At 62.3% G+C, this 25,915-nt stretch carries 28 protein-coding genes; 11 read left to right on the forward strand and 17 right to left on the reverse strand.

Features of this window, described 5'->3' with window-relative positions:
• Window positions 1-68: 68 nt before the first annotated feature.
• Window positions 69-512, forward strand: a complete 444-nt coding sequence (locus AB8B31_RS23125; RefSeq protein ID WP_128408674.1) for a MarR family winged helix-turn-helix transcriptional regulator — start codon at window positions 69-71, stop codon at window positions 510-512.
• Between the two features lie 68 nt (window positions 513-580).
• On the opposite strand, the gene ybaK is transcribed toward AB8B31_RS23125, so the two are convergent.
• From ybaK to AB8B31_RS23140, 3 genes are all read right to left on the reverse strand, one after another.
• Window positions 581-1,054 carry a Cys-tRNA(Pro) deacylase gene (gene ybaK, locus AB8B31_RS23130; RefSeq protein WP_128408673.1) on the reverse strand — a complete coding sequence of 158 codons (474 nt, stop codon included), beginning with the start codon at window positions 1,052-1,054 and terminating at the stop codon, window positions 581-583.
• Between the two features lie 32 nt (window positions 1,055-1,086).
• On the reverse strand, window positions 1,087-1,437 hold the full coding sequence (locus AB8B31_RS23135; protein ID WP_018244403.1) for an ArsC family reductase: 351 nt from the start codon (window positions 1,435-1,437) through the stop codon (window positions 1,087-1,089).
• A gap of 119 nt (window positions 1,438-1,556) precedes the next feature.
• Complete coding sequence (locus AB8B31_RS23140; RefSeq protein WP_128408672.1) at window positions 1,557-2,618, reverse strand: succinylglutamate desuccinylase/aspartoacylase family protein; 1,062 nt, start codon at window positions 2,616-2,618, stop codon at window positions 1,557-1,559.
• A 243-nt stretch (window positions 2,619-2,861) separates the two neighbouring features.
• Between AB8B31_RS23140 and AB8B31_RS23145 the strand changes: the two genes are divergently transcribed.
• Complete coding sequence (locus AB8B31_RS23145) at window positions 2,862-3,425, forward strand: methylated-DNA--[protein]-cysteine S-methyltransferase (RefSeq protein WP_128408671.1); 564 nt, start codon at window positions 2,862-2,864, stop codon at window positions 3,423-3,425.
• A 61-nt stretch (window positions 3,426-3,486) separates the two neighbouring features.
• Here the strand turns inward: AB8B31_RS23145 and AB8B31_RS23150 are convergent, their stop codons facing one another.
• From AB8B31_RS23150 to AB8B31_RS23160, 3 genes are read right to left on the reverse strand one after another with little or no spacing between them, the layout of a single operon-like run.
• Window positions 3,487-4,221: an SDR family oxidoreductase gene (locus AB8B31_RS23150; RefSeq protein ID WP_128408670.1), complete on the reverse strand. Its 735-nt coding sequence runs from the start codon at window positions 4,219-4,221 to the stop codon at window positions 3,487-3,489.
• 58 nt (window positions 4,222-4,279) lie between these two features.
• Window positions 4,280-5,131 (reverse strand): oxidoreductase, encoded by an 852-nt coding sequence (locus tag AB8B31_RS23155; RefSeq protein ID WP_197730797.1) that lies wholly within the window; start codon window positions 5,129-5,131, stop codon window positions 4,280-4,282.
• Window positions 5,132-5,189: 58 nt separating this feature from the next.
• Window positions 5,190-5,561 (reverse strand): Atu4866 domain-containing protein, encoded by a 372-nt coding sequence (locus tag AB8B31_RS23160; protein WP_018244408.1) that lies wholly within the window; start codon window positions 5,559-5,561, stop codon window positions 5,190-5,192.
• A 128-nt stretch (window positions 5,562-5,689) separates the two neighbouring features.
• Between AB8B31_RS23160 and AB8B31_RS23165 the strand changes: the two genes are divergently transcribed.
• Entirely contained in the window at window positions 5,690-6,586 is an 897-nt protein-coding gene (locus AB8B31_RS23165) for a LysR family transcriptional regulator (protein WP_018447907.1), read from the forward strand.
• Window positions 6,587-6,632: 46 nt separating this feature from the next.
• On the opposite strand, the gene AB8B31_RS23170 is transcribed toward AB8B31_RS23165, so the two are convergent.
• Complete coding sequence (locus tag AB8B31_RS23170; protein ID WP_128408668.1) at window positions 6,633-7,157, reverse strand: hypothetical protein; 525 nt, start codon at window positions 7,155-7,157, stop codon at window positions 6,633-6,635.
• Between the two features lie 78 nt (window positions 7,158-7,235).
• On the opposite strand from AB8B31_RS23170, the gene AB8B31_RS23175 reads away from it, so the two are divergent.
• The 3 genes from AB8B31_RS23175 to AB8B31_RS23185 all read left to right on the forward strand — a co-directional run bounded on the left by AB8B31_RS23175 (window position 7,236) and on the right by AB8B31_RS23185 (window position 9,831).
• On the forward strand, window positions 7,236-8,207 hold the full coding sequence (locus AB8B31_RS23175; protein WP_128408667.1) for a LysR family transcriptional regulator: 972 nt from the start codon (window positions 7,236-7,238) through the stop codon (window positions 8,205-8,207).
• A gap of 185 nt (window positions 8,208-8,392) precedes the next feature.
• Entirely contained in the window at window positions 8,393-9,247 is an 855-nt protein-coding gene (locus AB8B31_RS23180; RefSeq protein WP_439007515.1) for a helix-turn-helix transcriptional regulator, read from the forward strand.
• Window positions 9,248-9,285: 38 nt separating this feature from the next.
• Window positions 9,286-9,831: a YbhB/YbcL family Raf kinase inhibitor-like protein gene (locus tag AB8B31_RS23185; protein ID WP_128408665.1), complete on the forward strand. Its 546-nt coding sequence runs from the start codon at window positions 9,286-9,288 to the stop codon at window positions 9,829-9,831.
• A gap of 97 nt (window positions 9,832-9,928) precedes the next feature.
• Here AB8B31_RS23185 and AB8B31_RS23190 read toward each other — a convergent pair whose 3' ends face one another.
• Window positions 9,929-10,420, reverse strand: a complete 492-nt coding sequence (locus tag AB8B31_RS23190; RefSeq protein ID WP_128408414.1) for a GNAT family N-acetyltransferase — start codon at window positions 10,418-10,420, stop codon at window positions 9,929-9,931.
• 285 nt (window positions 10,421-10,705) lie between these two features.
• Between AB8B31_RS23190 and AB8B31_RS23195 the strand changes: the two genes are divergently transcribed.
• Window positions 10,706-11,587, forward strand: a complete 882-nt coding sequence (locus tag AB8B31_RS23195) for an AraC family transcriptional regulator (protein ID WP_131605453.1) — start codon at window positions 10,706-10,708, stop codon at window positions 11,585-11,587.
• Between the two features lie 188 nt (window positions 11,588-11,775).
• The gene (locus AB8B31_RS23200) at window positions 11,776-12,306 is read left to right on the forward strand and encodes a dihydrofolate reductase family protein (RefSeq protein ID WP_131605454.1); all 531 of its coding nucleotides are present in this window, start codon (window positions 11,776-11,778) and stop codon (window positions 12,304-12,306) included.
• A gap of 79 nt (window positions 12,307-12,385) precedes the next feature.
• Here AB8B31_RS23200 and AB8B31_RS23205 read toward each other — a convergent pair whose 3' ends face one another.
• Window positions 12,386-13,282 (reverse strand): LysR family transcriptional regulator, encoded by an 897-nt coding sequence (locus AB8B31_RS23205; protein WP_131605455.1) that lies wholly within the window; start codon window positions 13,280-13,282, stop codon window positions 12,386-12,388.
• 275 nt (window positions 13,283-13,557) lie between these two features.
• Here AB8B31_RS23205 and AB8B31_RS23210 point away from each other — a divergent pair, with 275 nt between their 5' ends.
• Window positions 13,558-14,292 carry an SDR family NAD(P)-dependent oxidoreductase gene (locus AB8B31_RS23210; RefSeq protein WP_131605456.1) on the forward strand — a complete coding sequence of 245 codons (735 nt, stop codon included), beginning with the start codon at window positions 13,558-13,560 and terminating at the stop codon, window positions 14,290-14,292.
• Window positions 14,293-14,447: 155 nt separating this feature from the next.
• A complete protein-coding gene (locus tag AB8B31_RS23215) occupies window positions 14,448-15,047 on the forward strand; it encodes an NADPH-dependent F420 reductase (RefSeq protein ID WP_131605457.1) in 600 nt (199 codons plus the stop codon).
• A gap of 97 nt (window positions 15,048-15,144) precedes the next feature.
• On the opposite strand, the gene guaA is transcribed toward AB8B31_RS23215, so the two are convergent.
• The 3 genes from guaA to AB8B31_RS23230 all read right to left on the reverse strand — a co-directional run bounded on the left by guaA (window position 15,145) and on the right by AB8B31_RS23230 (window position 17,884).
• On the reverse strand, window positions 15,145-16,707 hold the full coding sequence (guaA, locus tag AB8B31_RS23220) for a glutamine-hydrolyzing GMP synthase (protein WP_047617382.1): 1,563 nt from the start codon (window positions 16,705-16,707) through the stop codon (window positions 15,145-15,147).
• A 92-nt stretch (window positions 16,708-16,799) separates the two neighbouring features.
• Window positions 16,800-17,438: a 5'-methylthioadenosine/S-adenosylhomocysteine nucleosidase gene (locus AB8B31_RS23225; protein ID WP_018244421.1), complete on the reverse strand. Its 639-nt coding sequence runs from the start codon at window positions 17,436-17,438 to the stop codon at window positions 16,800-16,802.
• Entirely contained in the window at window positions 17,435-17,884 is a 450-nt protein-coding gene (locus AB8B31_RS23230) for a PaaI family thioesterase (RefSeq protein ID WP_003544704.1), read from the reverse strand. Before AB8B31_RS23230 ends, AB8B31_RS23225 begins: the two co-directional genes overlap by 4 nt.
• Before the next feature lie 251 nt (window positions 17,885-18,135).
• Here AB8B31_RS23230 and AB8B31_RS23235 point away from each other — a divergent pair, with 251 nt between their 5' ends.
• A complete protein-coding gene (locus AB8B31_RS23235; RefSeq protein WP_131605458.1) occupies window positions 18,136-19,212 on the forward strand; it encodes a DUF2252 family protein in 1,077 nt (358 codons plus the stop codon).
• Window positions 19,213-19,268: 56 nt separating this feature from the next.
• Here the strand turns inward: AB8B31_RS23235 and AB8B31_RS23240 are convergent, their stop codons facing one another.
• From AB8B31_RS23240 to AB8B31_RS23260, 5 genes are all read right to left on the reverse strand, one after another.
• Window positions 19,269-20,348, reverse strand: a complete 1,080-nt coding sequence (locus AB8B31_RS23240) for a DUF1513 domain-containing protein (protein ID WP_131605459.1) — start codon at window positions 20,346-20,348, stop codon at window positions 19,269-19,271.
• Between the two features lie 4 nt (window positions 20,349-20,352).
• Window positions 20,353-21,453, reverse strand: a complete 1,101-nt coding sequence (locus tag AB8B31_RS23245; protein ID WP_131605460.1) for an imelysin family protein — start codon at window positions 21,451-21,453, stop codon at window positions 20,353-20,355.
• Window positions 21,453-22,991, reverse strand: a complete 1,539-nt coding sequence (locus AB8B31_RS23250) for a di-heme oxidoreductase family protein (protein ID WP_131605461.1) — start codon at window positions 22,989-22,991, stop codon at window positions 21,453-21,455. Before AB8B31_RS23250 ends, AB8B31_RS23245 begins: the two co-directional genes overlap by 1 nt.
• A gap of 47 nt (window positions 22,992-23,038) precedes the next feature.
• Window positions 23,039-24,316: an imelysin family protein gene (locus AB8B31_RS23255; RefSeq protein ID WP_128408405.1), complete on the reverse strand. Its 1,278-nt coding sequence runs from the start codon at window positions 24,314-24,316 to the stop codon at window positions 23,039-23,041.
• A gap of 214 nt (window positions 24,317-24,530) precedes the next feature.
• Window positions 24,531-25,820 carry an RsmB/NOP family class I SAM-dependent RNA methyltransferase gene (locus AB8B31_RS23260; protein ID WP_131605462.1) on the reverse strand — a complete coding sequence of 430 codons (1,290 nt, stop codon included), beginning with the start codon at window positions 25,818-25,820 and terminating at the stop codon, window positions 24,531-24,533.
• Window positions 25,821-25,915 lie beyond the last annotated feature (95 nt).

Consider the following 25,915-nt stretch of genomic DNA (forward strand, 5'->3'; position numbering starts at 1 on the left):
GGCGATGATAGATGTAACTGCATCTAATATCGCTTGCGGCGGAATTCAAGATAGATGTAATTGCATTTATGTCCGAAAAAACGTCGAATCCGAGCGAAGCGGTCACCTCTGCCTGGACGAGCATCATGCGCGCCCGCGAACGCTTGCTCGCTGCCATCGAAGCCGATCTGAAGGCGGCCGGCATGCCGCCGCTTGCCTGGTATGACGTGCTTTGGGAATTGACGCGCTCGGAAGATGGCAAGCTGCGCCCTTACGAGATCGAAGAGCGGACATTGCTGGCGCAGTATAATCTTTCCCGGCTGATCGATCGGTTGGAAAAAGAGGGGCTGGTCCGGCGCGAGGCCTTCGCTGAAGATGGGCGCGGCCGCTGGGTGGTGATGTCAGATGCCGGCCGAAAGCTTCGCGAGCGCATGTGGACCGTCTATGCCAGATCGATCGAGACCCATATCGGCTGCAAGCTTGCCGACAACGAGGCGAAGACGATCGCTGACCTGCTCGACCGCTTCCTCTAGAACAGGATGATTTTAGGCCGGTTCATGTTGTCCGAAAACCGCTTACACTTTTCGGCATCATGCTCCGATCAGGCAATCAGCGGCGCGGCGACAGCCTTCAGCACCTTCAACGCAGCCTTCGGATCGAGCCGCACCTGCAGCCCGCGCTGCCCACCATTGATATAGACCAGCGGTTCGGCAAGGGCGGCTTCCTCGATCGCCGTCGGCACGGTCTTCTTCTGGCCGAACGGGCTGATGCCGCCGACATGATAGCCCGTCAGCCGCTCGGCATCGGCAGGCTTCATCATGTTGGCCGATTTGCCGTGAAAGGCGCTCGCAACCTTCTTCATGCTGACCTCGCGATCCGACGGTACGACGACGCAGACCGGTTTGCCGTCCACTTCCGCCATCAGCGTCTTCAGCACCCGATGCGGCGCCTCGCCGAGCGCTTCGGCCGCCTGCAGCCCGACACGCTCAGCATTGGGGTCGTAGTCATAGGCATGAACTGTGAAGGCGACGCCCGCCTGCGAAAGAAGCTGTGTCGCGCGCGTGGTCTTGGACATCTCTTTCCCTCGTGAGCTCAGCGGGCCGCCTGTCAGCCTCCGAGCATACCGGCGTAAATCTCCGGCTTGAAGCCGATCAGCAGCTTGCCCTTCGCCTCCAGCACCGGCCGCTTGATCATCGACGGCTGGTCGAGCATCAGCTGGATTGCTTTCTCCCGGGTGAGGTTCTCGCGGTCGGCATCGGGCAGTTTGCGGAAGGTGGTGCCGGCGCGGTTGAGCACGGTGTCGAGGCCGGCTTCGTCGATCCAGGCTTCGAGATGGGCGCGGTCGATACCCAGCGCCTTGTAATCGTGAAACTCATAGGCGACGCTGTGTTCTTCCAGCCAGCTGCGGGCCTTCTTCATCGTGTCGCAATTCTTGATGCCATAGATGGTGACGGCCATGCCCGATCGATCTCCTTGTGATGGCAGCGAGATAACATGCACAAAGGCCGGCGCAAACGCCGTGCGACGTTTTATCCCCGAACGCGTCGACAATCGCAGCAGGACAAAACCGGCCTCGTTCAATTCTCCAGCGTGCCGGCCTTGCGGGAGGCCTTGCTGGGTTCGTCGCAGGCGATCTTCATCAGGTCGCCGCGCCGCCGCACCAGCCGGTCGGAGGTTCGGGTCAGGATCAGCCCGTCCTGCGGCGCGGTGAGCTCGATGCTGCCGCCCGGCTGTCCCGGCCGGGTGACGATCGTCACTAGGCGGTCGCCTTCCGCAATCTTCTCGCCGATATCGCGATGGAAAAGCACGGCGCCGCCTTCTGGAGTGCGAATGATCTCGATATTATCGAGCGGCACGGCCGGACCGGAAAATGGCGTTGCCGCTGGCTTCCCGTCACTGACGATCCCCCGTGTCGCGAGGAAGTGCCAGAGCCCGTCGGCATCCTTTTTCGCCAGCACCGGATCGACATCGCGCTTGCCGCGCAGCTCGACAGTGACGGAGAGTTTGCCGGGCAGCCGGGATTGGCGCTCGCCGGGAACTTCATATTTCCATGCAAAGCCGACGGCCTCCTCGAAGGCCGAGCTTTCGCCGTCCGAAAGCAACACGGCCTCCATGTCGAGTGAAGCGGCGAGATCGGCCGCCTCCGGCCAGAAGGCCTCGTCGATATAGGCATATTGCAGGGATTCGTCGTCGCAATGCAGGTCGAGCACGAGATCGGCCCCGAGCGCCATGTGCAGCAGCTGCCGCTTCAACCTGTCGGTAGCCGGGTAATCATCGAGGTCTTCGATCAGCGCGGCGCGATCCGCAACGGAGATCAATGGGAAATCCCGGTTGAAATTGGTGCGCGAGCCCAAGTCGAAACGGCCCTGCAAATCGCCGAAATGCGACTGCGCCGCACCGATCGGATTGGCCTGCGGCACGATGGTGATATCGCCGGCGATCCCGCCTTGGCTCTCCGCTTGCCGCAGCCTCTCGCAGAGGAAATGCAAGAGCACTGTTCCCGGCAGCTCGCCGGCATGCAGGGCCGCCTGGATATAGGTCTTCGGCGCCTTCGGATCGCCGCCCGTAAAGCGCAGCACCGGCAACCGCCACTCCGTTCCCGGCGTATCTCCAGGGATGATGATCTCTGAAACGTCCATGCTGATTTCGCTCCCCGTGCAGCACCTGAACGAGCTTTATGCGCAGAAGCTAGGCAAGCGCAAGCCGTGGCCAAGCGCATCAGCGGCACGGCCTTGCGGTCGGAGAGAAGCGGCTGAAGTGGACGTTCGACCGAAATTGCAGCATCGCGATCTTTCCGGGAAGCCCGGCGCGCGCAAGAAACGGGTTGAAACAGCGGCCGTCTCATACGATTTTGAGGTCATCGCAAACGCGGAGCCTTTGTCATGGCTGAGACAATGCACCACTATCTCATCTTCGAAACCGCGGGCGGTTTCTGCGGCATCGCCTGGAGCGATGCCGGCATCACCCGTTTCCAGCTGCCGACCAAATCAGCGGAAGCGACCGAACGGCTGCTGTTGCGCCGCCTGCCGGATGCCGAATCCGGCGCACCGACGCCTGCTGTGCTCGAGACGGTCGCTGCGGTGAAGCGCTACTTCCAGGGCGAGGAGACGGACTTTTCCGGCGTCGAACTCGATCTTACCGGCCAGGATGCCTTCTTCCGGGATATTTATGCGGCGGCACGGCGTGTCGGCTGGGGCCGCACGACCACTTACGGCGCGCTGGCGAAGGAGCTCGGTGTCGGGCCGGAAGCCGCCCGCGACGTCGGTCAGGCGATGGCGAAGAACCCGGTCGCTTTGATCATCCCCTGCCACCGGGTGCTGGCCGCCGGCGGCAAGATCGGCGGCTTCTCCGCTCCCGGCGGTTCGTCCTCGAAAGCCCGCATGCTGGAACTCGAAGGCGTCCACCTTGCGCCGCCACCGCCTGCCCAGCAGTCGCTGGGTTTCTAGAGCAGTTCCGCAAAACCGCTCTAGACTTTTGCTGGAATTGCTTTGGCAAAGTCTCAGCGGATCAATGCGGGCTGGCTGTCGGCCGGATGATGATCTCGCTGACATCGACATCATCAGGCTGGCTGACGGCGTAGAGGATCGAATTGGCGATGGCCTCGGGGCTGATCGTGATCGCCCTGAACGCCTTCATGGCATCCCGCGCCGTCGGATCGGTGATCGTCTCGGCCAGTTCCGATGTCGTCGTGCCGGGGGAGATGACGGTCACCCGGATGCGATCGGTTTCCTGCCGCAGCCCGTCCGAGATCGCCCGCACTGCGAATTTCGTCGCGCAATAGACCGCCGCGGTCGGAGAGACGCTGTGGCCGCCGATCGAAGACAGGTTGATGATCTGCCCCGATCCCTGCGCCTTCATGATCGGAAGGGCCGCCGCGATGCCGTAGAGAACGCCTTTGATATTGACGTCGACCATCCGGTCCCACTCGTCGACCTTGAGGGCGTCTAGCGGCGAGAGCGGCATGACCCCGGCATTGTTGACGATAACGTCCAGCCGGCCGAATTCGGACTTGGCAAAGCCTGCGAAGGCTTCCACATCCGCCCGGTCGGTGACGTCAAGCTTTTGCAGGCGCACCGACCCACCCTTTGCCGCGATGTCGGCGGCGAGTTCCTCCAGGCGCTCGGTGCGGCGCGCGCCAATCAGGACATGGGCGCCTGCGGCAGCCAGCACCTTTGCCGCAGCCTCTCCGATACCGCTGCTGGCTCCGGTGATGGCAATGACTTTTCCTTTGATCTCAGACATTTCAAGCTCCATTTGCACGCCGCTCGCCTGGCGATACGGCTGAGGGTTTTCTTGGGGTTTAGCTTGGGAAATCGGCGCTGAGCGTCGTCTCCGCCCAGGCTTCGAAATTTGCGCGCAGCGCATCGAGCCGTTCGCGGGCGATCGTCAGGGCAGGTGCGCCGAGCAGCAAGCGCAGCGGCGGCTCGTCCGCCTCGAACGCCGATATGATTGCTGTCGCGGCTCGCACCGGATCGCCCGGCTGGTTGCCGGAGACCGACCGGGTGACCTGGCGCCGCTTGCCGGATGTCTCGGCATAGTCGTCGATGATCGTACTGGATTCGACCATCGACCGGCCGGCCCAATCCGTGCGGAAGGCGCCCGGTTCGAGGATCGTCACATCGATGCCAAGCGATTTGACCTCATGCGAAAGCGATTCCGACAAGCCTTCGACCGCAAATTTGGTGGCGTGGTAGTAGCCGGTTGCAGCAAAAGCGACGAGCCCGCCGAGCGAAGAGACGTTGAAGATATGTCCTTGCCGGCGTGAGCGCATGCCCGGCAGAACCTGCTTGGTGACAGCGATCAAACCGAACACATTGGTTTCGAACTGAGCGCGTATCTCGGCATCGTCGCCCTCTTCGATCGCCGAGAGGTAGCAGTAGCCGGCATTGTTGACGAGGACGTCGATTGCGCCGAAATGCGTTTCGGCGTCGTGAACCGCGCCGGCGATGGAGTTGCTGTCCGTCACATCGAGTGCAAGGGCAAGCGCGCGGTCGCCGTGCTCTGCCGTGAGATCTGCCAGGGTCTCGGGTCTGCGCGCCGTCATGACGGCGCGCCAGCCGCGCGCCAGGACCGCTTCGGCGAGTGCCCGGCCGAGGCCGGACGATGCGCCGGTGATGAACCAGGTGGGTGCTGGGGAAGACATGATCGTCATCCTTTCCGGCCGGCAAATGCGGCCTTATCCTTGGTGATGTTGCCTTTCAGGCCGCACGTCATTGGCGGCGAAGCACCATGCCGCCATGATGGAGGGTATTGCCGTCGACGAAATCGCCGTCGGCCGTAAAGCCCGTGTCATCCCAGTATTCGATGTGGCTTCCGGTGACTTCGTAACGGCCGCGATAGGCGCTTTCGCGGTTTCCGCGGGCTTCGTCGTAACGGCCATTGGGCAGAAGTTCGTGGCGGATGCGGCCATCATCCGTAACCCACATGCCGACATAGGGGTGTTGCTGCATTCTGTTCTCGCTTGTTTGTTGCTGCTGATCTCGGTCGTTCACGGCATCGGTGGCGGACGAACTGGTCGCCGTACCAGCAAGGGTGACCGCCGTGAAAAACTGCAGAACCGGGCTTTTGAAAATCCTTCGCATTGCCTTGCCTTTCGAAGAGAATCTGCCGATGCGTGGGTCTTGGCGTTGATCTCGACTTGAAAGATAGCGTGCCCATCCGCGGCGATTAAGTTGCCAATCGAGGATGCCTTGGTTAGGAATGCTAACCAATGGTCGATGATCTCGAAGGCATTTCAGTTTTTCTTGCGGTGGCCGAGGCGCGGAACTTCCGGCTTGCCGGCGAGCGGCTTGGCGTCACCCGCTCCGCCGTCAGCCAGGCCCTGCAGCGCCTGGAGGATCGGGTTGGCGTCGCCCTGGTCCAGCGCACGACGCGTAGCGTCAGCCTGACCGAAGCCGGCGAAGTGTTCTTCGACGCGGTTCGTCCATCGGTCCGGCAGGTCAAGGATGCGATGCAGACGGTGCGAGAAATGCAGGCGCGCCCGAGCGGCCTGCTGCGGATCACCGTTTCCTCGATCGCCGAGAACTTCCTGTCCGGCACGTTACTGGCCGGTTTCATGGAAGCTTGCCCCGACATCAAACTCGATATCACCATCACCGATGACGAATTCGATATCGTCGAGGCCGGTTTCGACGCCGGTGTCCGGCTGGGCGAAGTGATCGAGCAGGACATGATCGCGATTTCAGTCTCCGAAGAGCAGCGACAATGCGCGGCCGCATCCCGCAGCTATCTCGAGCGCCGCGGCCATCCCCGCCATCCCCGCGACCTGCAGGATCATGCCTGCATCGGATGGCGGCCACGCCCGGATACGGCGCCTTATCGCTGGGAGTTCACTGAGAACAATCGCGACTTCGACGTCTCCGTCGATCCCGTCGTCACGACCAACGACATGGGAATGATGATCCGCATGGCCTGCGCCGGAGCAGGCATCACCTTCGGCATGGCGGAAACCTTCCAATCCTATATCGAACGCGGGGAGCTCGTGCCGCTGCTGGAGGATTTCTGCCCGCCATTCCCGGGCTTCTATCTCTACTACCCCAGGCGCCAGAGACAGCCGCTGAAGCTGCGCGCATTGGTCGATTATGTCCGCAGATTTGACGGGCTCTAGACTTGCGATCTTCGATCGCAAGGTGCAACGCCTGAGATGGCGGAGATTAAGATACTGCCGCCTCGCCGGCGAGCGCCTGGGTTGCCTTAGGCTGAGGACGCAGAAGCAAATAGAATGCGAAGACGTGGGTGATCATCAGCAAGGGCACGTAAATGATCGGGATCGCGTATGCGGCGCCCAATTCCTCCGCCCGCGCCGGCAGGCCGGCCTGGATCGCGTGATAGTAGTCGAGCACGAGGTCGCCCATTCCCACGAGATTGAAGGCGACGACGAACAGCCAGAAGACCGGACGCATGCGGATCGTGACGAGCGCCAACATGGCGAGCAGCCCGGCCGCGAGGTCGCCATAGGCAGCCAAGATGGCGAAGCTGGTGGGCAGGTTGGGACCGACGACGCGGGGCAGAATGAAGACGAGCCCGAAGAAGCGGAAGCTGTGCAGAGTGGCGATGGCGCGGTGCGCCTTGACCCTGTCCATCGATTTGAGCCAGGGCAGAATATAGGCGCCGAAGCAAAGCAGCCACGCGACATAGCCGAGCGCGAGATGGGTTTGAAAGATGGATTCCGTCGACATCGGGGCACTCCTGATTTGTGGGGTCCAGATGTACGGCCGCTTCCCGCGATCGACTATTGGCGATAATATCGATGCGGTATGAAGCAGAACTTCACAGTCAGGCAAGGCGCGCTCGACGGCGTTGAGGCGTTTCTGAGCGTTGCCCATCACCGTAGCTTTCGCAGAGCAGCCGCGGAACTCGGGGTGACCCCCTCGGCAGTCAGCCAGGCCGTACGCGCTCTTGAGGAGCGTGTCGGCGCAGTACTCTTCATCCGCACGACGCGCAGTGTCGGTCTGACTGAAGCCGGCGAGCGGTTCCTCACGCGCGCAAAGCCCGCTTTCGAGGAACTGGTCGCCGCAAGCGCGGTTGCGCGTGAGCTCGGCCAGAGACCGGCTGGACTGTTGCGGCTCACCGTGCCGCCGTCAGTGGTGCCGATCCTGCTGGAGCCACTGATTGCATCCTTCTGCCAGGCCTTTCCCGAGATCGAGGTGGAGGTCGCCGCGAATGAGGAACTGGTCGATATCGCGGCCGAAGGATTTGACGCCGGTATCCGGCTCGGCCAGTTCATCGCAGCCGACATGGTCGCGGTCCGGCTGACGCCGTCCTTCCCGCTGGTGGTCGTCGGCAGCCCCGAATATCTGCACCGGAGAGGGCGGCCCGAGCGTATCGACGATCTGCGTCAACATGCCTGCATCCGCATGCGCCGCTCGAACGGCTCAATCGCGCCGTGGTCGTTTGTCAGCGGCAAAAAGCCGATAGAGGCTGTTGTCTCCGGGCCGCTGATCGCCCATGATTTTCCCACCATGCTGGGAGCCGCCGTCGAAGATATGGGGCTTGCGCAAGTGCCGGAGCCAATCGCCGCCGGACCAGTGAAGGCGGGAAAACTCGTCCGCGTCCTGGAGGCGTTCGCACCGATGGCGCCGGGTGTGTTCCTCTACTATCCCAGCCGTCATCAAGTGATGCCGAAGCTGCGGGCTTTCATCGATCACGTGAAAAGCCGGGCCGACGCTGCCGACAAAACCCGAATTCACATCGATGACAAGCAAACACCAGCCACAAAAATGCGCTGAGGTGGGACGCGCGGAATTCCATTGAGTTCGAACACCTGAATGACGCTCAAGATTGCCCATGACACGCGGTTTTGCTATTCCCGATCCTCAAGGGATCGGTGGTGGCGAGTCTACCGATCATGGCTCCAGTCTCACGGCCTGGCAGCCCGAGCCCCACGATCATCCATCCTGTTGTCGGAGAACATATGCTCGACGAGGTCTTTCCCATTCCGACCAGGGCCTTGATCCGCCAGGGCGGGCGGGCCTGTTTTTTTCGTCTCGTCAATACGAGCCCCCTGTTGATACAGGTGCAATCGGGAACGAAGATCGTCATGGCAGATGACAAGGCTTTGCGCCTCGAGGCGGGCGCCTACGGCTTGCTGCCCGACTATCGACCGTTGACGATGGAGAATATTCCCAAGGCGCCGCAGAAGTATCAGACCCTGGCGCTTCCCGTTCCGCGACAGCTCTTCGAGGAAGCCTATACCAGGATGGGATCGCTCGCCGTTCCATCGAGGCCTGTCCCGACAGGCACCTCGAAGCTGCCGGAGGAAGCCGCGGCATTGTTTGACTATTGCTGTCAGCCCGGCAATCTGACGAGGCTTCCCGGCGCCATTGCCAAGGCTCGTTTGATGGAGCTGATCACCTGGTTTGCGCTCTGCGGAGCGGTGTTGGGCCAATGCCAAAGCCCTCGGCTCGAGGACCGGCTGCGGCAGATGATCGAAAGTGATACGACCTTTGATTGGACGCTTGCACACGCGGCGCGCTCGTTCAACATGAGCGAAGCGACGCTGAGGCGTAAGCTGGCCGCCGAGAATACCGGCTTCAGTGAGATCTTGAGCGATACAAGGATGAATCGCGCCTTAGGCCTCATTCAAACCACAACCCTGCCGATGGCGCAGGTCGCGCTTGAGGTCGGTTACGATTCCCCGTCGCAATTCGCGGCGCGGTTCAAAGAGCGGTTTGGCGTCAATCCACGCCATGTGCGGGGCGGCTCTGAGCGTTTTGAGCGGATCGGGGCAGAAGTTGAGCATAGCGGGGCAGATGCACTTGCTCGGTGACGATAGTTTTCCTGCATTATCAACCGCAGGAAAACAGAATGCGTTTTATCACAGCAGTACTTCTCGCCACATCCGTCTTTGGCGCGACGGCCGCACAGGCCGAAATGAAGCTCACCTCGAAGGATTTGACCGCCGGCAAGGCCATGGCCGATGCACAGGTCTTCAACAGCTTCGGCTGCGCCGGCAAGAACATCTCGCCGGAACTGACCTGGTCGGGTGCTCCCGAGGCGACCAAGAGCTTCGCCATCATGGCTTACGATCCGGATGCTCCGACCGGCTCGGGCTGGTGGCATTGGTCGGTGTTCAACATTCCCGCAAATGCCTCGGAGATCGCCACTGGCGCCAGCGGTGACAAAAAGCTTCCCGCAGGCACTGTCGAAGGTCACACCGATTTTGGTACATCCGGCTATGGCGGCGCATGCCCGCCGGCCGGCGATGCGCCGCACCATTACCAGTTCACCGTCTACGCGCTCTCAGTGGATAAGCTTCCGCTTCCCGATACCGCGCCGGCCGCCATGGTTGGCTTCTATGTCAGGGCAAATACGCTCGACAAGGCCTCCGTCGAGGTCACCTACGGCCGCTGAAGCCGGATAGCAGTCGTCATCCCCTAGGACAGCGGCCGGCCGAGGTAATTGAACCTCGGCCGGCCGTTTCCCGTGTGGGCTTATTCGGCCCGTAACCTTAGACCGTCATTGCTTCCCAGCAAATCAATGGACCGTCTTCGGCATCGATACGCTCGCCGGCGCGAATGAATCCATTGCGTTCAAGGACACGCTGTGACGCAATGTTCGCAACCCCGGTCTCTGCGGAGATCAGAGCAACGCGAGGGTCGCTCCGCCCCCACTCCAGCAACTGGCCTATGGCCCGCGCGGTGCATCCACGGCCCTGGCGCGAAGGCGCAATCCCATAGCCGATATGGATGTTTCCATCTTGTGGAACTCGAACGATGGAGCAGAGGCCGACGATCTCGCCATCCTCCACGATCATCCAGGCCGACGGCGAGAATTCAGCGCCTATGTCAGTCGCGAGGCGGTTCAACATCTCCAGTACTTCAGGAGGCGCAATGGTGCTGTCTTGGACAAGGCGCAGATGACGTGGCGCGATGCCCTTCAGCAGCGCTTCAAAATCATGAGACGTTAGTTCGATAATCATAGTCTTCTCGACACTAGACATGCGCCAGCATTGGGCGCGCTAAGGCCGAGCGATAGAATGGAGGAGTAGCTCTCGGTCACGATGCCGAGCGCCATCATCCTTACCGCCGCAGCCGGTGAGTTCTGGATCGTTACGACGGCAAACAAAGGCATTCTCCTCTAAGATGGAAAAGCGAAAACAGTGCCGGGCGAGGATCGCAAGACGCTCCGATCGGGCGGCACCGGCTGATCCATGCCAAACCGCAAGATCGGTCGGGCGCTGGTTGCCGGAGGAATCTAGTTTGAGCTGCCACGGAGACCAAGGCGAATGACCGCAGCGCTTCGGAATTATCATGAGCGGATGCAGCGAGTGCTGGATTATGTCGACCGGCACCTCGATGACGATCTCGATCTTGACCTTCTGAGCGGTGTCGCGGCTTTCTCGAAGTTTCATTTCCACCGGCAGTTTACGGCGACCTTCGGATTATCAGTGCATCGCTATATCAGGCTTGCCCGCATGAAGCGCGCTTCATACCGGCTGGCTTACAGGGACGAAGAACGCGTCACTGACATAGCGATGGATGCCGGTTACGACGCACCGGATGCCTTCGCCCGCGCCTTTCGGCAACGGTTCGGGCAGTCGCCTTCGTCGTTCCGGAAGTCTCCTGACTGGGAGCCGTGGCTTGCCGCCTTCGGGCCTCTCGACAACGCAAGGAGCAAGCTCATGCAGAAGACTTTTACCACTGACGACGTGAACATTCGCAATGTGCCCACCACGCCGGTGGCGATTATGGAACACCGGGGCGACCCGGCGATGCTCGGCGCCACCATCCAGCGGTTCATCGCCTGGCGCAAGGCCGCTGGCTTGCATCCCAAGACAAGTCCGACCTTCAATGTCTGGCGTTCCGAGCGGCGTCCTCAGTCGCCTGCCGATTATAGCGTGGACCTTTGTGTCGGGACCGATCAACCGATTGAGGCGAACGGCAAAGAGATCAAAGCCGGCGAGATCCCTGGCGGACGCTGCGCGGTGCTGCGTGTCGTCGGCAACACCGACAATCTGGAGCCCGCCGCGCTCTACCTTTATCGCGACTGGCTTCCGGCCAGCGGCGAGGAAGCACGCGATTTCCCGATCTATTGCCAGCGGCTGAGCTTCTTCCCCGAGGTGCCGGAGCATGAGGCGGTGGCGGAACTGTTCCTGCCGCTGAAATAGCGCCCTCTGGCGGCGGCCTGTCCATTCTGATCGCCGGAAGCGGACAGGCTGTTGTCCACCACATCAGGTTGCGGATTTATGCGCACTTCAAAAACCAATTGCGATATAAAACCAGTTGAGCTAACTTACAACCGATTGCATAATGCAATCAGACATGCGGATATGCTGTTTAAGGAAAGGAAGTGAGTATGGCTAAGCTTGTGTTCGGAATGAACCAGTCCCTGGACGGCTACGTCGATCATATGGCGTTTGGGCCAAGCCCCACACTCTTCCGCCACTTCATCGAGGAGGCTCAGCGGCAGGCGGGCAGTGTGTATGGTCGCCGGATGTATGAGGTCATGCGTTATTGGGACGACGAACATCCTGAATGGGACGCAGAGCGACAGGCCTTCGCGGCAGCGTGGCGGAACCAGCCGAAATGGGTCGTCTCGCGCTCGTTGACGTCGGTCGGTCCCAACGCCAGGCTTGTTGGGGAAGATCTTGAGGCCGCGATCCGCAAGCTGAAGGCGGAACGCGACGGGGAGATCGAAGTTGCCGGCCCCAATTTGGCGCAAAGCCTCACCGAACTTGGCCTGATCGACGAGTATCGAATCTACCTGCACCCCGTCGTGCTCGGTCACGGCAAGCCATATTTCGCCGGACCCCGGCCGCCGCTCCGCCTGATGGCTCATGACCGGATTGGCGAGGATGTGATCAGGTTGACCTACGTTCCGGCCTGATCGGGCGACTCGCCAGATGAAAATCGCAGCTTGGCTTCCGACCGGATTACGGCAGGCGTCGCCGGCGACCTGCCGGGCGTCAGTCGGGCGATATGGACAGCCCCGCGAGAAGCGGAGCATACGCGGCGAGCCTGCGGGATACGAACTCCGTGAAGAGCCGGACGCGCTTCGTCTTGCGTGTCTCCCCCTGCGTCAGAAGCCAGAGCGTTCCATGCATGTGCAGGTCGGTGCCCGGCACCCTCACCAATAGGGGGTCGGCATCTCCGACGAAGCACGGCAGTGTCGTCATCCCGAGCCCTTGCCGTACTGCGACGATCTGCGCCTCGCCGTCCGTGGTCCTGAACGGAACCCCTGTGGTGCGAACATCACCCTCGCGGACCCAATCCGGAATTCCATGAATGCTTATGACGATCCACCGGATGGGATCCAACGCGCCCGCACGCCATGCGGCCAGTCGATCGCGAGACATGTAGACGCCGCTGAAGAGCTCCGGTCCCTTCAGGCCGTGAAGATTGAGCGGCAGGGTTTTGCGGTCGTAAACGACGCGGATCGCCACGTCGGCCTCTCGGTTGGTCAGATTTGCCAGCTCGCCGGACGAGATGATTTCCATCTCGATATCGGGATGCAGAAGCGCGAAATCGGCGAGATCCGGCATGAGCAGATGTGTCGCAAGGGTTGGAGCCAACGTCACCCGCAGAAGCCCGCGCACGCTCTGGTCGCGACCGAAGACGCGCGTCTCCAGCTGGTGCGACGACGCTTCCATCTGGTTCGCGAGCTCGAGGACCTCCTCGCCCGCAGCCGTCAGGCGGTAGCCCGAAGGCAGCTTTTCGAACATCTGCGCCCCGAGGCGTTCCTCGAGCTGAGCGATGCGTCGCAGCACGGTCGAATGATACATCCCGAGGCCCTCGGCGGCAGCCCGCACTGAGCCTCCGCGCGCCACGGCAAGAAAGTAGCGAATGTCATCCCAGTCGATCATGGTGCAATCCAGCACCGCGCGGTGCGCCTTCCAAAGCCCGTATCCAACGCGTCGTACAGCAGTACGGGCTGTCATCATAGCTTATGTCGACGAGCGCGGCTCAATTCCGAACGACAGACACCGATCGTCGCGGCTGGCGCCAGACGTCCAGGCGGATCGATTTTGCACCACCGATGTGCGCGCTTCCGCACTCAACGCCTGACTCCGGCGGACCTATTTGGAGGGTCTCGGGGGCGTCCCCGAACGATCAAAGGCAGAGCCTGGAAGGAGAAGTCATGGGAAAGCTTGAGGGTAAGGTTGCGGTCATCACGGGTGGATCGAGCGGCATGGCGCTGGCGAGCGCCAAGCGGTTTGTTGAAGAAGGCGCCTATGTTTTCATCACGGGCCGGAGGCAGGAGGCGCTCGACGAGGCCGTCAAGTTGATTGGCCGGAACGTGACCGGCGTGCGCGGCGACGCGGCCAATCTCAACGACCTCGACCGTCTGTTCGACACGGTCAAGCGGGAAAAGGGCAGCATCGACGTCCTGTACGCGAGCGCCGGCATGGGCGAAGCCGTCCCACTGGGCGAGATTACCGAGCAGCATTTCGATGCGGCCTTCAACCTGAATACGCGCGGCACGCTGTTTACGGTTCAGAAGGCGCTGCCGCTGTTCAACGATGGCGGATCGATCTTCATGACCGGGTCAGTTGCTTCGGTGAAAGGTTTTCCTGGCTACGGCGTGTATTCGGCGAGCAAGGCGGCGTTGCGCTCATTCGCACGCACTTGGCTCAACGAACTCAAGGGCAGGAATATCCGGGTGAACGTGCTGAGCCCGGGGCCGATCGCCACACCGATGCAGGACCAAGTTCTCACCGAGGATGCGAAGCGGATGTTCGAATCTCTGATCCCGCGGGGAAAGATGGGTCGTCCTGAGGAAATCGCGGCGGTCGCGCTGTTTCTTGCTTCAGACGATTCGAGCTTCGTGAATGGGGTGGAGCTGTCTGTCGACGGCGGCTTCTCGGCCATCTGAATTCGCGCCGGATCGCCGGAACTGGCTGACCCGTCCGGCCGTGCGGAATTCGTTCACGGCAGGACGTCTCCGCGAAGGTCGCCACACAGTGGAACGGATAACCCAGCGCCGTTGACGGCCGGGGAATTAATAGCAACACGGATTGGAGAAGCATTATGAGCTATGCGATTGTAGGGTTCGGTAAGATAGGCCAGGCCCTCGCCCACGCCTTCGCCCGTAAGAACATCAAGGTGGCCGTCGCGAGCCGCCGGCCGCCCGAGGCGTTGGCGCCGCAGGCTCGGGCGATTGGCCCCACGGTCGTCGCCAAGTCGCTGCGGGATGCGCTCGAGGCCGACACAATCATCTTGGCGGTCCCGTTTGAGGAGCATCGCGAGGTTGCGAAGGCTCTGCCGAGCTGGAAAGGCAAGACGGTCATCGACGCGATGAACGCGTTGGTTCCCCTTGAGGAGCTGGACGGTCTCCCGTCCTCCGCCTTCGCAGCGAAGTCGTTCACCGGCGCCAAGTTCGTGAAAGGGTTCAATCACCTGATTGCCGCCACCCTGGCTGCCGACCCGGTCGTCGAGGGCGGCCACCGGGTCGTCTTTCTGTCGAGCGACGACGAGGACGCGATCGCTCCCGTGGCGGATTTGGCCAAACAGCTCGGGTTCGCACCCGTCAAGCTGGGAAAGCTCAACGAGGGTGGCGCGCTGGTGCACGCACGCGGCCGCACTTGGGGCCAGCTCATCTTCCAGGATTTGTTCAAGAAGGAGCAGTAATCGATCTAAGGCCGTGTGATTTGGCCCGAGAAGTACGATGGCCTAGGATTCGCTCGAGTGTCCTCTGCCATCCGATACTACCCCACGGTACTCCGCGTCACTCCCACTCGATTGTGCCCGGCGGCTTCGACGTAACATCGTAGACCACGCGGTTGATGCCGCGCACCTCGTTGATGATGCGGGTCGCGGCGCGGCCGAGGAACTCCATGTCGTAGTGGTAGAAGTCCGCCGTCATGCCGTCGACGGAGGTGACAGCGCGCAGCGCGCAGACGAATTCATAGGTGCGCCCGTCGCCCATGACGCCGACCGTCTGGACTGGCAGCAGCACGGCAAAAGCCTGCCAGATAGCGTCGTAGAGGCCGGCCTTGCGGATTTCGTCGAGATAGATCGCATCGGCCTCGCGCAGGATCTCCAGCTTTTCGCGGGTGATGCCGCCGGGGCAGCGGATGGCCAGGCCGGGGCCGGGGAAGGGGTGGCGGCCGATGAAGCTGTCGGGCAGGCCAAGCTCGCGGCCGAGCGCGCGCACCTCGTCCTTGAAGAGCTCGCGCAGCGGCTCGACGAGCTGCATCTTCATGCGCTCCGGCAGGCCGCCGACATTGTGGTGCGATTTGATCGTCACCGACGGGCCGCCGGTGAAGGAAACGCTTTCGATGACGTCGGGATAGAGCGTACCTTGGCCGAGGAAATCGGCGCCGCCGAGCTTCTTGGCCTCTTCCTCGAAGGTCTCGATGAACAGCCGGCCGATGATCTTGCGCTTGGTTTCCGGGTCGCTGACGCCTTCGAGTTCGCCGATGAAGCGGTCGGAAGCATCGACGTGCAGCAGATGCAGATTGTAGTGCTCGCGGAACATGGCGACGACGCCCGCCGCCTCGTCCTTGCGCATCAGCCCGTGGTCGACGAGGATGCAGGTCAGCTGGTCGCCGACGGCCTCGTGGATCAAGAGCGCTGCGACGGAACTGTCGACGCCGCCTGAAAGCGCGCAGATGACGCGCTTGTCGCCCACCTGCGCGCGGATCTGCTCGACCGCCTTCTGGCGATAGGCCGACATCGACCAGTCACCCTTGATGCCGGCAATGTTGTGAATGAAGTTGCCGATCAGCTTGGCGCCATCCGGCGTATGCACGACTTCCGGGTGGAACTGCACGCCGTAATATTTGCGCTTCTCGTCGGCAATGAAGGCGTAGGGCGCGTTGGAGGAGGTGGCGACCACCTCGAAACCATCCGGCAGCGCGGTGACGCGGTCGCCATGGCTCATCCAGACCTGATGGCGCGAGCCGGAGGACCACAGGCCCTCGAACAGCTGGCAGTCCCTGTCGACCTCGAGGAAGGCGCGGCCGAATTCGCGGTGATGGCCGCTCTCGACCTTGCCGCCGAGCTGCATGCACATCGTCTGCTGGCCGTAGCAGATGCCGAAGACTGGCAGGCCGCTGTCGAAGATGATCTGAGGCGCTCGCGGCGATCCCTCGTCCACCGTGGAAGCCGGGCTGCCGGACAGGATCACGGCCTTCGGCTGCAGGCGGTTGAAGCCCTCTTCGGCCGATTGGAAGGGAACGATCTCGCAATAGACGCCAGCCTCGCGCACGCGACGTGCGATGAGCTGGGTCACCTGGCTGCCGAAATCGACGATGAGAACGGAGTCGGGATGTGCTGTCTGGGTCATGGCGAGGCTTTAATGAAAAGCGCTTCGCCTGGCAATGCGGGAAATCGGCGGTATCGGGTTTTTATTGTTCCAATTGTCCCGCATTCAAGGGCTCAGAACCAGAATACCCCGTCCTCCAGTGCGGTGAACAGGCTGTCGACGCCGTAAGAGAGCTTGCGGTCGACGATGTGCAGATATTCGGTCCAGCCCGAAATATGCTGCAGCTCGACGGCGCCGTCGGAAATGCCGCGAAGGCCGATCAGCGGCAGCTTGTAGCCCTGGCAGGCGCGCAGCACCGCATAGGTCTCCATGTCGACCATGTCGGCGTCGATGCCGGTATAGGCGGCGCCCGAAATGATGTTGCCGCCGGTGGAAAGACTTGCTTCGGCAATGCCGGGAATGCGCAGCGGCAGTTCGAGCGTTGCGGGCAGGTCGAGAAAGGGTGTCTTGCCCTTTTCGAAGCCGAGCGGCGAGGCGTCCATGTCGCGGTAGGAAACCGAGGTCACCTGATAGACTTCGGTCTGCTCCAGTTTCGCGGAGCCGGCCGAACCGAGGGACACGACGAGATCGGGCAGTTCGTCGACTGCATCCAGCCGCGCCAATGTCTTGCTCAGCGCGATGGCTGCCTCGACCGGGCCGACCCCGGTCATCAAAGGTTCGATGCGCGAACGCAGGAAGGGACCGTATTCGGCCTCCGCCGCCATGACGAAAAGGATGGATTTCCCCGCGACCGATTTCAGTTCGAACTTCATCCCGTAATGCCCTCTCTACCGCGGATCACCATCATCGTTCCGGTCATGGAGGCGATGAGTTTGGCCGGCCCGTCGCTGATCGCGTAGCCTCGTCCGTCGGCGACGATGATGGTGGAGCCGGGTTTGGTGATTTCCCCGCGAAACAGGAAACGATCGCCACGCCCCGGCGACATGAGATTGACCTTGAACTCGATCGTCAGGATCGAGGCTTCCGGGTCAATGACGCTGTAGGCGGCAAAGCCGCAGGCCGAATCGAGCGCTGCGGAAATGATGCCCGCATGCAGGATGCCGTGCTGCTGTGTCAGCTTGACGTCGAAGGGAAGCTCGATCTCGACGACGCCGTGCTCGACGCGCGTCAGCTCCGCGCCGATCGTTTCCATCGCCGCCTGGCGCGCAAAATTGCGGCGGATTCGCGCGCGGAAATCGCCCCTGTCAGTCTCGCTCATGTCTGCCCCTCTTGCAGCCGCGAAAGTGGCATGGCGCGCCGCATTCGACAAGCTGGACATTGCTGAAATCGGTCCGGGCGGCGATGGAAACCCGGGACCGTGTCGCCGGGGCAACCTTTCACCTTTGCGCCGCCGCGCAAGCCGGTAGCTGGCCAGTACCGTTGGATTGTGGCGATCCGATGCGAAGACGATTGCAGCTTCGCGCGGTGCGCGTATTCTCCGCACCGGGTCGCGAATGATGGAGCGCCGGCATGACGACGATATCGCAATCGGTCCGGAATTTCGAGACCTGGCTGGCCGGCGAACTCGGCGACGATCTCGTCAAGGACGATCTCCGGGAGAAGCACGAGAAGATGCGAAGCGACGATTTCGTCTTCCTGCGCGCCACCTATTGGCGCTGGTGCGAGATCATCCTCGATATCTGCCCGGAACTTACAGGCGCGCCTGAGGTGCTGGCGATCGGCGATACGCATCTGGAGAATTTCGGCACCTGGCGCGACATCGAGGGCCGGCTCGTCTGGGGCGTCAATGATTTCGACGACGCGGCGGTGATGCCCTATGCGCTGGATCTCGTTCGCCTTGCGGCAAGCGCCATCCTGGCGCGCGGCGACGACGGTCCCTCGGTTCGCATGATCGGCGAATTGATCTTGAGCGGCTATCGCAGGGGCCTTGAAAATCCGTTGCCCGTCATCCTCGAGCGCGACCACAAATGGCTGCGCAAGGCGCTGATGCTGCCGAATTCCGAACGCCGGGAATTCTGGGAGAAATACGAACTGTTGCTTCCCGGCAGCAAGCCGCCGCCGTCAGCCTATATCAAGGCGCTCGCCGCCGCGCTGCCGTCCGGGGCAGGGCCCTTCGTGCCGAAGCCGCGCAGCGGCGGCACCGGCAGCCTTGGCCGGCCGCGTTTCGTCGCCTATGCCGAATGGCAGGGTGGGCCGGTGCTGCGCGAGGCGAAGGCGCTGCTGCCGTCCGTCTGGTCGCTTCGCCACAGGCCGCAGGACGTGGCGATCCATGCGGACGAGATCGCCAATGGACGGGCGCGCTCAGCCGATCCTCACTACCGGGTCTCCGGTCGTATCCTCGTGCGCCGGCTCTCGCCGAACAGCTGCAAGATTGAAATCGACCGGCATCCCGAGATCTTGCTTTCGCCGACGATGCTGGAACTGATGGGCTTCGAGATCGCCAATTGCCATTCCGACGATGCGGCGGCGGTTGCAGCGATCCTGAAGGACTTGGCGGTGCGGGGAAACGAATGGCTGCACGAGGCGGCAAGGGCCGCGGCATCGAGCGTCAGCGCCGAGCAGAAAGCCTATTCCCGCGCCGGCTAAAGCAATTCCAGCAAAAGTGTGCAGCGGTTTTGCGTCCGGAATTGCGCCTCTCTGATTTAGATCCGCACGATGTGCTGATCCCAGGCGACGTCGCTGCGGGTCGACAGGAAATCGCCATCATAGGAGGAAACGGCAAAGCCGCCTCTTGCCGGCGCGATGCCCGCCGCATCGGGAACGACGGTCTCGGCCAGCACCTTGCCCGACTTTGCGTCAAGGGTCACCGAGGCGCCGCCCTTCGGTGAGGTGATGCCGACAAGACCTTCGCTGCGATTGACGGCGATCGCCCCGACGTAATTGGCAAGCCTGCGCGTCGTCTCCTCCGGCAGGTCGATGAAGGAGAGATCTTCACCCTTGGCGAAATGGCCGACGAGCGGCGGCAAATCCTTGCGGTGGCCTTCATACTGGCAGGCGAACCAGATGCGGCCCTCGCCGTCGAGATCGACGTGGCGGGTGGAGAGTTCTGCCCATTCCGCCGGCAGCACATGTTTTTCGACCAGCGCCCCGGTTGTCGCATCGATCAGCGCCAGCGATGGCTGCATCTCGCCGAGATTGAGCTTGGTGCGGCCGAAATCCGGATGCGTCTCGATGCCGCCATTGGCGACGATGAGAAGGCGTCCGTCCTCGGAAACGGTTATGTCGTGCGGACCGATGCCGTAGGTCTCGAATTCGCCGATGCGGGCGAAGCGGTCGGTGGCGTCGTAGAGGCCGATCATGCCGCGATTACCGTCGAAGTCGTTCTCGCTGGCGTAGAGCAAACGACCATCGGGAGAGAAGGCGCCGTGGCCGTAAAAATGCCGGTCCTCCCTGGAGTTGATGACAACAGGCTCGCTTTTGTTCCAGGGATCGAAGATCATCGCATAGGTGCCGGGCCGGCGCGCGAAGGCGACAGTCTTGCCGGTGCTGGCGCTGAAGGCCATGCCGTGAGCGCGGGCGGGAAGCGCCACATGATCGACGATCTCGCCACGCTCGGTCACGGTCGCAATGGCAAAGGAGCCGTCGGCTGCACGAATGCCCGATGCATAGACCGCATCGGCCCGCTCCAGCGCCATCAGCGACCTCGGCGCCAAGGCCGCAAGGAAGCCAAGGCCGGCCGCCTTGACGAAGTTGCGTCGGTCGATCGCGGCACTTGGCATCATCGTCTCAGTCTCCGTCCGAAAAGGAAAAGCCGGCTGAAAGGCCGATGGCCGCGCCATATTCGTCGCTGATCCGGGTGATCAGGTCGCGGCTATCGGCAAGCAGCGTATCGAGCTTGGCCTTCTCCGCATCGCTTGTGGCGACATCGATGTCGGGATTGAGCTTCGGCACACTGTCGAGCAGCGATTTGAAGTCCTCGTCGATCGAGGCGGCAATCGGCTGCTTGTCCGGCGGCAGCAGCTCGGCCATGCCGGCCTTCTGCCAGAGCGTGCGAAGGCCCTCCAGATTGGCGGCCATCGATTTCCAGGTATTTTTGGAGCGCCAGTAGATCGCCATGCGCGGCCGTGGCGCGGTGTCCTTGCCCTTGTAGAACTGTTCCAGCCGCTGGTCGCGGACATTCTCAGCACCATGGACGAGAATGCCGAGCAGCGCCGTCACCGCTTCCTTGTTGTCCATGAAATCGTTGCTCTGCGGGCCTGGATGTTTCCAGCTCGCCTGCACGCCATCGGGCTTTTCCCAGGCGGCGACGACTTCGCCGGCCTCACGCTGGATATTGCCGGCGACCGCCTGGCCGTAAAGGCAGCGGAAACTGCCTTTCTGCCCGACGAGATCGTCGGAGCCATTGCCGTAAAGCACGTATTCCAGCGCCGTCAGGCCTTGCAACGCAACACTCTTGCCGGCGATCGCATCAACGGTCGCATCCTTCGGATCGGCCTTGGCGATCAGCGCCTGCACCTGCTTGAGGCCGACGCCCTTGCGGTCGGGATAAAACAGGATGTGCTCGAAGAGATTGTCTTGGATAACAGGTCCGGTCTGGACGATCTCGATGATCGACCAATAGCGGATCGTATCGTCGAAGGTGGACTTTGCTTTGTCGAGCGTCTGCTGCGTGCCGTCGGCGCAAAGATCCTTCATCGCCGTCGTCAGCCGGGCGGCCGATTGCTGCATGTTGCGATAGCCGGGACGGATCACGTCGTCGACGGCGCGCTGCATGACGGCGGGAACGGCATCCTCGTTCAGCCCTGCCGGGGGAGTGGCCGTCTGGGCGGTCGCTGATGTCGCGAGGCCGAGCAGAGTAAGGCAGAGCAGGGGGTGCCAAAGGCGCATCAAAGTGACTCCAGGAATGTAATCAGGGCCGCCCTGTCGTCGGTCGACAGGGAGGAGAAAGCGTTGCGGGCCTTTTCAGCTTCGCCGCCATGCCAGAGAATCGCCTCGGTGAGGCTCCGCGCACGGCCGTCATGCAGGAAAAAGCTGTGTCCGCTGACAGTCCGGGTCAGTCCTATACCCCATAGCGGCGGCGTGCGCCATTCACGTCCGCTTGCAAGGCCAACCTGTTGCCCGTCGGCAAGACCGTCGCCCATATCGTGCAGGAGAAAGTCGGAATAGGGCCAGATCAGCTGGAAGGATTGTGCCTTGTCCGGCGTATCCCGGCGGGTGACGAATTTCGGCACATGGCAGGAAATACAGCCCGTTTCGTAGAAGATCCGCTTGCCCCTCAGCGTCTCGGGGAAGCTTGCCTTGCGGCGCGAGGGAACCGCGAGATTTTCGGAATAGAAGGTCACGAGGTCGAGAATGGGACCCGGCGCTTCTTGCGCGCCCAGCCGTTTCTGCACCCCTGTCGGCATATCAAGGCATTTTTCTTCCGCCCTGGTGCAGTCGCCCTGCGCCTTCGGCTGATCGGGCGTCGAGATGCCGATATCATTGGCGAAGGCATCCGCACTCTGGTCGCGCACCGTAGCGTTCTGTGCCTTCCAGCCAAATCGTCCGAGCGCGATCTTGCCGCTGCGATGGTCGCGCACGATCGCCGCCTTCCCCGAAATGCCGTCGCCATCGGTATCGTCCGGATCGGCATGGGCGAGGATATCGGCTTCGGGAATGGCCTCGATCAGTCCGAGGCCGATCATCGCCGAGGCGACACGCGGCGAAATCGTCGTCGCGGGATCGAGCGGTCCATAAGCGGGATTGACAACCGCATAGCTCGGCCGGCGCAGCGACACGATCTCGCCGTCGCCGAGCGTCACCCTCTCTTCCTGGTAGCTGATCGCCATCTTTCCTTCGGCAGCAAGGCCGGGAACGGCGAGGTCCTGCAGCTGATGGCCGTAGGCCGGATCGGGAAAATTGACGACATCAGCCTGCACGATCGCCTTTTCTTCCTCCGGCGTCCCGGCCGCGCGGGAAAGCCGCAGCAACATCGAGGTGGCGCTCGGGCCTCCCTCCGGCGGTTTGCCGCGGCCGTCATTGACATGGCAGCTCATGCAGGAGCGGGCGTTGAAGAGCGGCCCGAGACCATCGGAGGCCTGCGTCGAGGAGGGAGCGGAAACCCAGAGCTTGCGGAAGAGCGCGTTGCCGAGCTTGAAATTCTGCTCTTCGTCGAAGGGGATGTTGGCCGAAATATGCGAGAAGCTGTCCTCGGTGACGGGGTCGATCGAGGTCGTCGCCCCTGCCTGCATCGCTTCGTATTGTTCTGCCTTGGAAAAATCCGCCGTTGGCCGGGTGACCTCGGCGACACGTTTCAGATCGGCCGCGGAAAGGTCGCTGCGTTTCGTCGGCAGATCGAAACCGGCGGCGATGCTGACGGAAAAACCGGCAAGCGTGGCGCAGAGCACTGCGCTGGCGATCAATCGGCGGGCCGGGGCATGCGACATTTCAGGGTCCGGGCCGCCTCGGCTTTCGAAGCGGCCCGCCTTTTTGCTTATTTGAAGACGGCGTTAGGATTATCCAAGCTGTCGGAACCTTCAAGCTGAACCGTGCCGAGATCGAGTGCGGCAATAACGCGCTGCACCGATTTCGTCTGGTCGATCAGCCCGTCGATGGCGGCCTGGACGACGGCATTGCCTTCCTTGTTGCCCTCGGCGATCATCTGGTCGTACTTCTCGACCGTCTCGCCGCGCTTAGCCATGGCGTTCATGGCATCGAGCGTCTTGTTGAGCTTGCCTTCCACTTCGGCATCGAGCGCCTTGTCCTTGGCGGCCACCAGATCGTGCAGCGACGGGCCGCTGAGCTTGGTGCCGTCGACGCGGGTATAGTTGCCGGTATAGGCGGCGGCGATGCCGATCGCGTCGTTGAGATGCGAGTTGTAGGTATTGTCCGAGAAGCAATCATGCTCTTCCTCGGGATCGTGCAGCAGCAGGCCGAGCTTCATGCGCTCGCCGGCAAGCTCGCCGTAGGAAAGCGAACCCATGCCCGTCAGGATCGCGACGAGACCGGCCTTCGGATCGGCTTCGACGTTCTTCGTCGCAGCACCGTCCGGCGTCCAGTTGTCGGTCATTTCCTGCAGGTCGGAAACGAGCAGGGTGGAGGCGGATTTCAGATATTCGGCGCGACGGTCGCAATTGCCGTGCGTGCAATTCTTGAGATCGTAATCCGTTGCCGGACGGTCGCCGGCGCCAGGCCCGGTGCCGTTCAGATCCTGACCCCAGAGCAGGAATTCGATGGCATGATAGCCGGTCGCGACATTGGCTTCGATGCCGCCGGCCTCGGCCAGCGTGCCGGAGAGGAATTCCGGCGTCAGCTTGGAGGCGTCGACATCCTTGCCGTCGATCTTGATCGTCTTGTTGGCGATGACATTTGCCACATAGAGAGAGTTTTCGTCGCTCTCGGTGCCGTAAGAGGCATCGACATAGTCGATCAGGCCTTCATCGAGAGGCCATGCGTTGACCTTACCTTCCCAGTCGTCAACCATCGGATTGCCGAAGCGATAGACTTCCGTCTGCTGGTAGGGAACACGTGCCTTGATCCAGGCGTCCCTGGCGGCCTTGAGCGTCGCGTCGGTCGGCGCCTTCAGGAAGGCGTCGATGGCGGCGTCGAGCGCCTTGGCTGTCGTCAGCGAGTCTTCGTATTTCGCATGCGCCACATCGGCATAGTGTTTCACTACGGCGGCAGCATCGGTCTCGGCATGCGCGGGAAGGGCGAGCAGGGCGGCGGGGGCGATCGCCAGCACGGCTGCGCGGAATTTGCGGTTGAGCTTCATGATCCTCTCCTGTGACGGGATTTTCCGTCTAATCGGGCTCCGTCTCTTCGCCCAAAAGCAAACTGGTGTCAAACACTCTAGTTTGGAATGATTTTAAGAATGGACAGGCGCGGCCAACCGGTCATTTTTGAACGGCATCTGCTTGAAAAATCGGCAGCAACCGTGCCATTTCGCCGCGGCATCGCCATCCGTTGCAGGCCTCCGCTAAGCCGCGTCAGCCCTTCCGCTGCATACGGCAAAAGAAGAAGCCGTCCGTGTCGGTGGAGGCGGGCGTCAGCGTCACCGTCAGGCCGTCGGAAGAATGCGGACGCGGGGCGTCCTTTCCAAAGAGCTGGTCCCAGGCAGGCAGGGCGCTGACGATCTGAAAATCAGGATTGGCGGCCGTGAAGCGGCGCGCCTGTTCCTCGTTCTCCTGGGGCAGGACCGAGCAGGTGACGTAGATCAGTTCGCCGCCTGATTTGACGAAGCTGCTCGCCTGCGCCAGCGCGTCCTGCTGCTGGGCCGTGCGTTCGTCGAGGTTCTTGGCCGTCAGCCGCCACTTCGTATCGGGGCGGCGGCGCCACGTGCCGGTGCCGGTGCAGGGCGCGTCGACCAGCACCTTGTCGCAGCGTTCGGCAAGGGCGGAGAGCGCCCTGGCGTCGTCATGCACCTGGACATTGCGCGTGCCTGCCCGCTTCAGCCGCTCGATGATCGGCGCCAGCCGTTTGCGGTCGGCGTCATAGGCGTGAACCTGTCCCTTGTTCTGCATGGCGGCCGCCATGGCGAGCGTCTTGCCGCCCCCGCCGGCGCAATAGTCGAGAACCTGTTCGCCATCATGGGCGAGCACCAGGTCGGCGACGATCTGCGATCCCTCGTCCTGAACTTCGAACCAGCCCTTTTGGAACGAAAGCTCGGCTGTCACGTTGGGAAGACGCGAGGCGCCTTCGCCGGCGGCAATCCGGATGCCGTGGCGGGCGATCTTCGCTGCATGCGCGTTGGCTCTTTCGAGCGCCTTGACGACCTTGTCGCGGGAGGCCTTGAGCAGGTTGGCGCGCAGATCGAGCGTCGGGCGGGCGGCGAGTGCCTGTGCCTCGGCGAGCCAGCTGGCACCGAAGGCCTGTTCGAAGGAGGGTTGGACCCATTCGGGAATATCGCCGCGGATATGCGGCGGCGCATCGTCGAGGGAGCGGCTTTGAAAGGCCGAGGCGGCGTCGGCTGAAAGCGGCGTCGGCGCAAACTTGTCATCCGCCAGCTCAGTGGCAAGACTGTCCGGGGTGAAACCCCATTGGCGGAACATGACGGCATGGGCAATTGCCGCGGCACTATCGTCATCCATCAGCCAGGCATGGGAAAGCCGCATGCGCAGTGCGTCATAGACGATGTTGCCGATCGCAGCACGATCGCCGGAACCGGCGAAGCGGTGCGCGAGGCCCCAGTCCTTCAGCGCGTCGGCGACGGGCCGCTTGCGGGCATCGATGTCCGCGAGCACTGAAATCGCCCCTTCGAGGCGGCCGCCCAGACGCATTCACATGTCTCCTGTTGCCGTGGCGTGTGAACGACCAGCGCAAACGCGATAGTCACGCAGTGGATTGTTCACAAGTCTCAACCGGGTGGTAACCG

This window comes from Rhizobium sp. 62_C5_N11_2 (assembly GCF_051811185.1).
Classification (GTDB): domain Bacteria; phylum Pseudomonadota; class Alphaproteobacteria; order Rhizobiales; family Rhizobiaceae; genus Rhizobium; species Rhizobium leguminosarum.

Bases quoted from the DNA above. Each gene is read 5' to 3' on its own strand.
- AB8B31_RS23125 (WP_128408674.1), top strand. From the start codon at position 69: ATGTCCGAAAAAACGTCGAATCCGAGCGAAGCGGTCACCTCTGCCTGG.
- ybaK (WP_128408673.1), bottom strand. From the start codon at position 1,054: ATGTCCAAGACCACGCGCGCGACACAGCTTCTTTCGCAGGCGGGCGTC.
- AB8B31_RS23135 (WP_018244403.1), bottom strand. From the start codon at position 1,437: ATGGCCGTCACCATCTATGGCATCAAGAATTGCGACACGATGAAGAAG.
- AB8B31_RS23140 (WP_128408672.1), bottom strand. From the start codon at position 2,618: ATGGACGTTTCAGAGATCATCATCCCTGGAGATACGCCGGGAACGGAG.
- AB8B31_RS23145 (WP_128408671.1), top strand. From the start codon at position 2,862: ATGGCTGAGACAATGCACCACTATCTCATCTTCGAAACCGCGGGCGGT.
- AB8B31_RS23150 (WP_128408670.1), bottom strand. From the start codon at position 4,221: ATGTCTGAGATCAAAGGAAAAGTCATTGCCATCACCGGAGCCAGCAGC.
- AB8B31_RS23155 (WP_197730797.1), bottom strand. From the start codon at position 5,131: ATGACGATCATGTCTTCCCCAGCACCCACCTGGTTCATCACCGGCGCA.
- AB8B31_RS23160 (WP_018244408.1), bottom strand. From the start codon at position 5,561: ATGCGAAGGATTTTCAAAAGCCCGGTTCTGCAGTTTTTCACGGCGGTC.
- AB8B31_RS23165 (WP_018447907.1), top strand. From the start codon at position 5,690: ATGGTCGATGATCTCGAAGGCATTTCAGTTTTTCTTGCGGTGGCCGAG.
- AB8B31_RS23170 (WP_128408668.1), bottom strand. From the start codon at position 7,157: ATGTCGACGGAATCCATCTTTCAAACCCATCTCGCGCTCGGCTATGTC.
- AB8B31_RS23175 (WP_128408667.1), top strand. From the start codon at position 7,236: ATGAAGCAGAACTTCACAGTCAGGCAAGGCGCGCTCGACGGCGTTGAG.
- AB8B31_RS23180 (WP_439007515.1), top strand. From the start codon at position 8,393: ATGCTCGACGAGGTCTTTCCCATTCCGACCAGGGCCTTGATCCGCCAG.
- AB8B31_RS23185 (WP_128408665.1), top strand. From the start codon at position 9,286: ATGCGTTTTATCACAGCAGTACTTCTCGCCACATCCGTCTTTGGCGCG.
- AB8B31_RS23190 (WP_128408414.1), bottom strand. From the start codon at position 10,420: ATGTCTAGTGTCGAGAAGACTATGATTATCGAACTAACGTCTCATGAT.
- AB8B31_RS23195 (WP_131605453.1), top strand. From the start codon at position 10,706: ATGACCGCAGCGCTTCGGAATTATCATGAGCGGATGCAGCGAGTGCTG.
- AB8B31_RS23200 (WP_131605454.1), top strand. From the start codon at position 11,776: ATGGCTAAGCTTGTGTTCGGAATGAACCAGTCCCTGGACGGCTACGTC.
- AB8B31_RS23205 (WP_131605455.1), bottom strand. From the start codon at position 13,282: ATGATCGACTGGGATGACATTCGCTACTTTCTTGCCGTGGCGCGCGGA.
- AB8B31_RS23210 (WP_131605456.1), top strand. From the start codon at position 13,558: ATGGGAAAGCTTGAGGGTAAGGTTGCGGTCATCACGGGTGGATCGAGC.
- AB8B31_RS23215 (WP_131605457.1), top strand. From the start codon at position 14,448: ATGAGCTATGCGATTGTAGGGTTCGGTAAGATAGGCCAGGCCCTCGCC.
- guaA (WP_047617382.1), bottom strand. From the start codon at position 16,707: ATGACCCAGACAGCACATCCCGACTCCGTTCTCATCGTCGATTTCGGC.
- AB8B31_RS23225 (WP_018244421.1), bottom strand. From the start codon at position 17,438: ATGAAGTTCGAACTGAAATCGGTCGCGGGGAAATCCATCCTTTTCGTC.
- AB8B31_RS23230 (WP_003544704.1), bottom strand. From the start codon at position 17,884: ATGAGCGAGACTGACAGGGGCGATTTCCGCGCGCGAATCCGCCGCAAT.
- AB8B31_RS23235 (WP_131605458.1), top strand. From the start codon at position 18,136: ATGACGACGATATCGCAATCGGTCCGGAATTTCGAGACCTGGCTGGCC.
- AB8B31_RS23240 (WP_131605459.1), bottom strand. From the start codon at position 20,348: ATGATGCCAAGTGCCGCGATCGACCGACGCAACTTCGTCAAGGCGGCC.
- AB8B31_RS23245 (WP_131605460.1), bottom strand. From the start codon at position 21,453: ATGCGCCTTTGGCACCCCCTGCTCTGCCTTACTCTGCTCGGCCTCGCG.
- AB8B31_RS23250 (WP_131605461.1), bottom strand. From the start codon at position 22,991: ATGTCGCATGCCCCGGCCCGCCGATTGATCGCCAGCGCAGTGCTCTGC.
- AB8B31_RS23255 (WP_128408405.1), bottom strand. From the start codon at position 24,316: ATGAAGCTCAACCGCAAATTCCGCGCAGCCGTGCTGGCGATCGCCCCC.
- AB8B31_RS23260 (WP_131605462.1), bottom strand. From the start codon at position 25,820: ATGCGTCTGGGCGGCCGCCTCGAAGGGGCGATTTCAGTGCTCGCGGAC.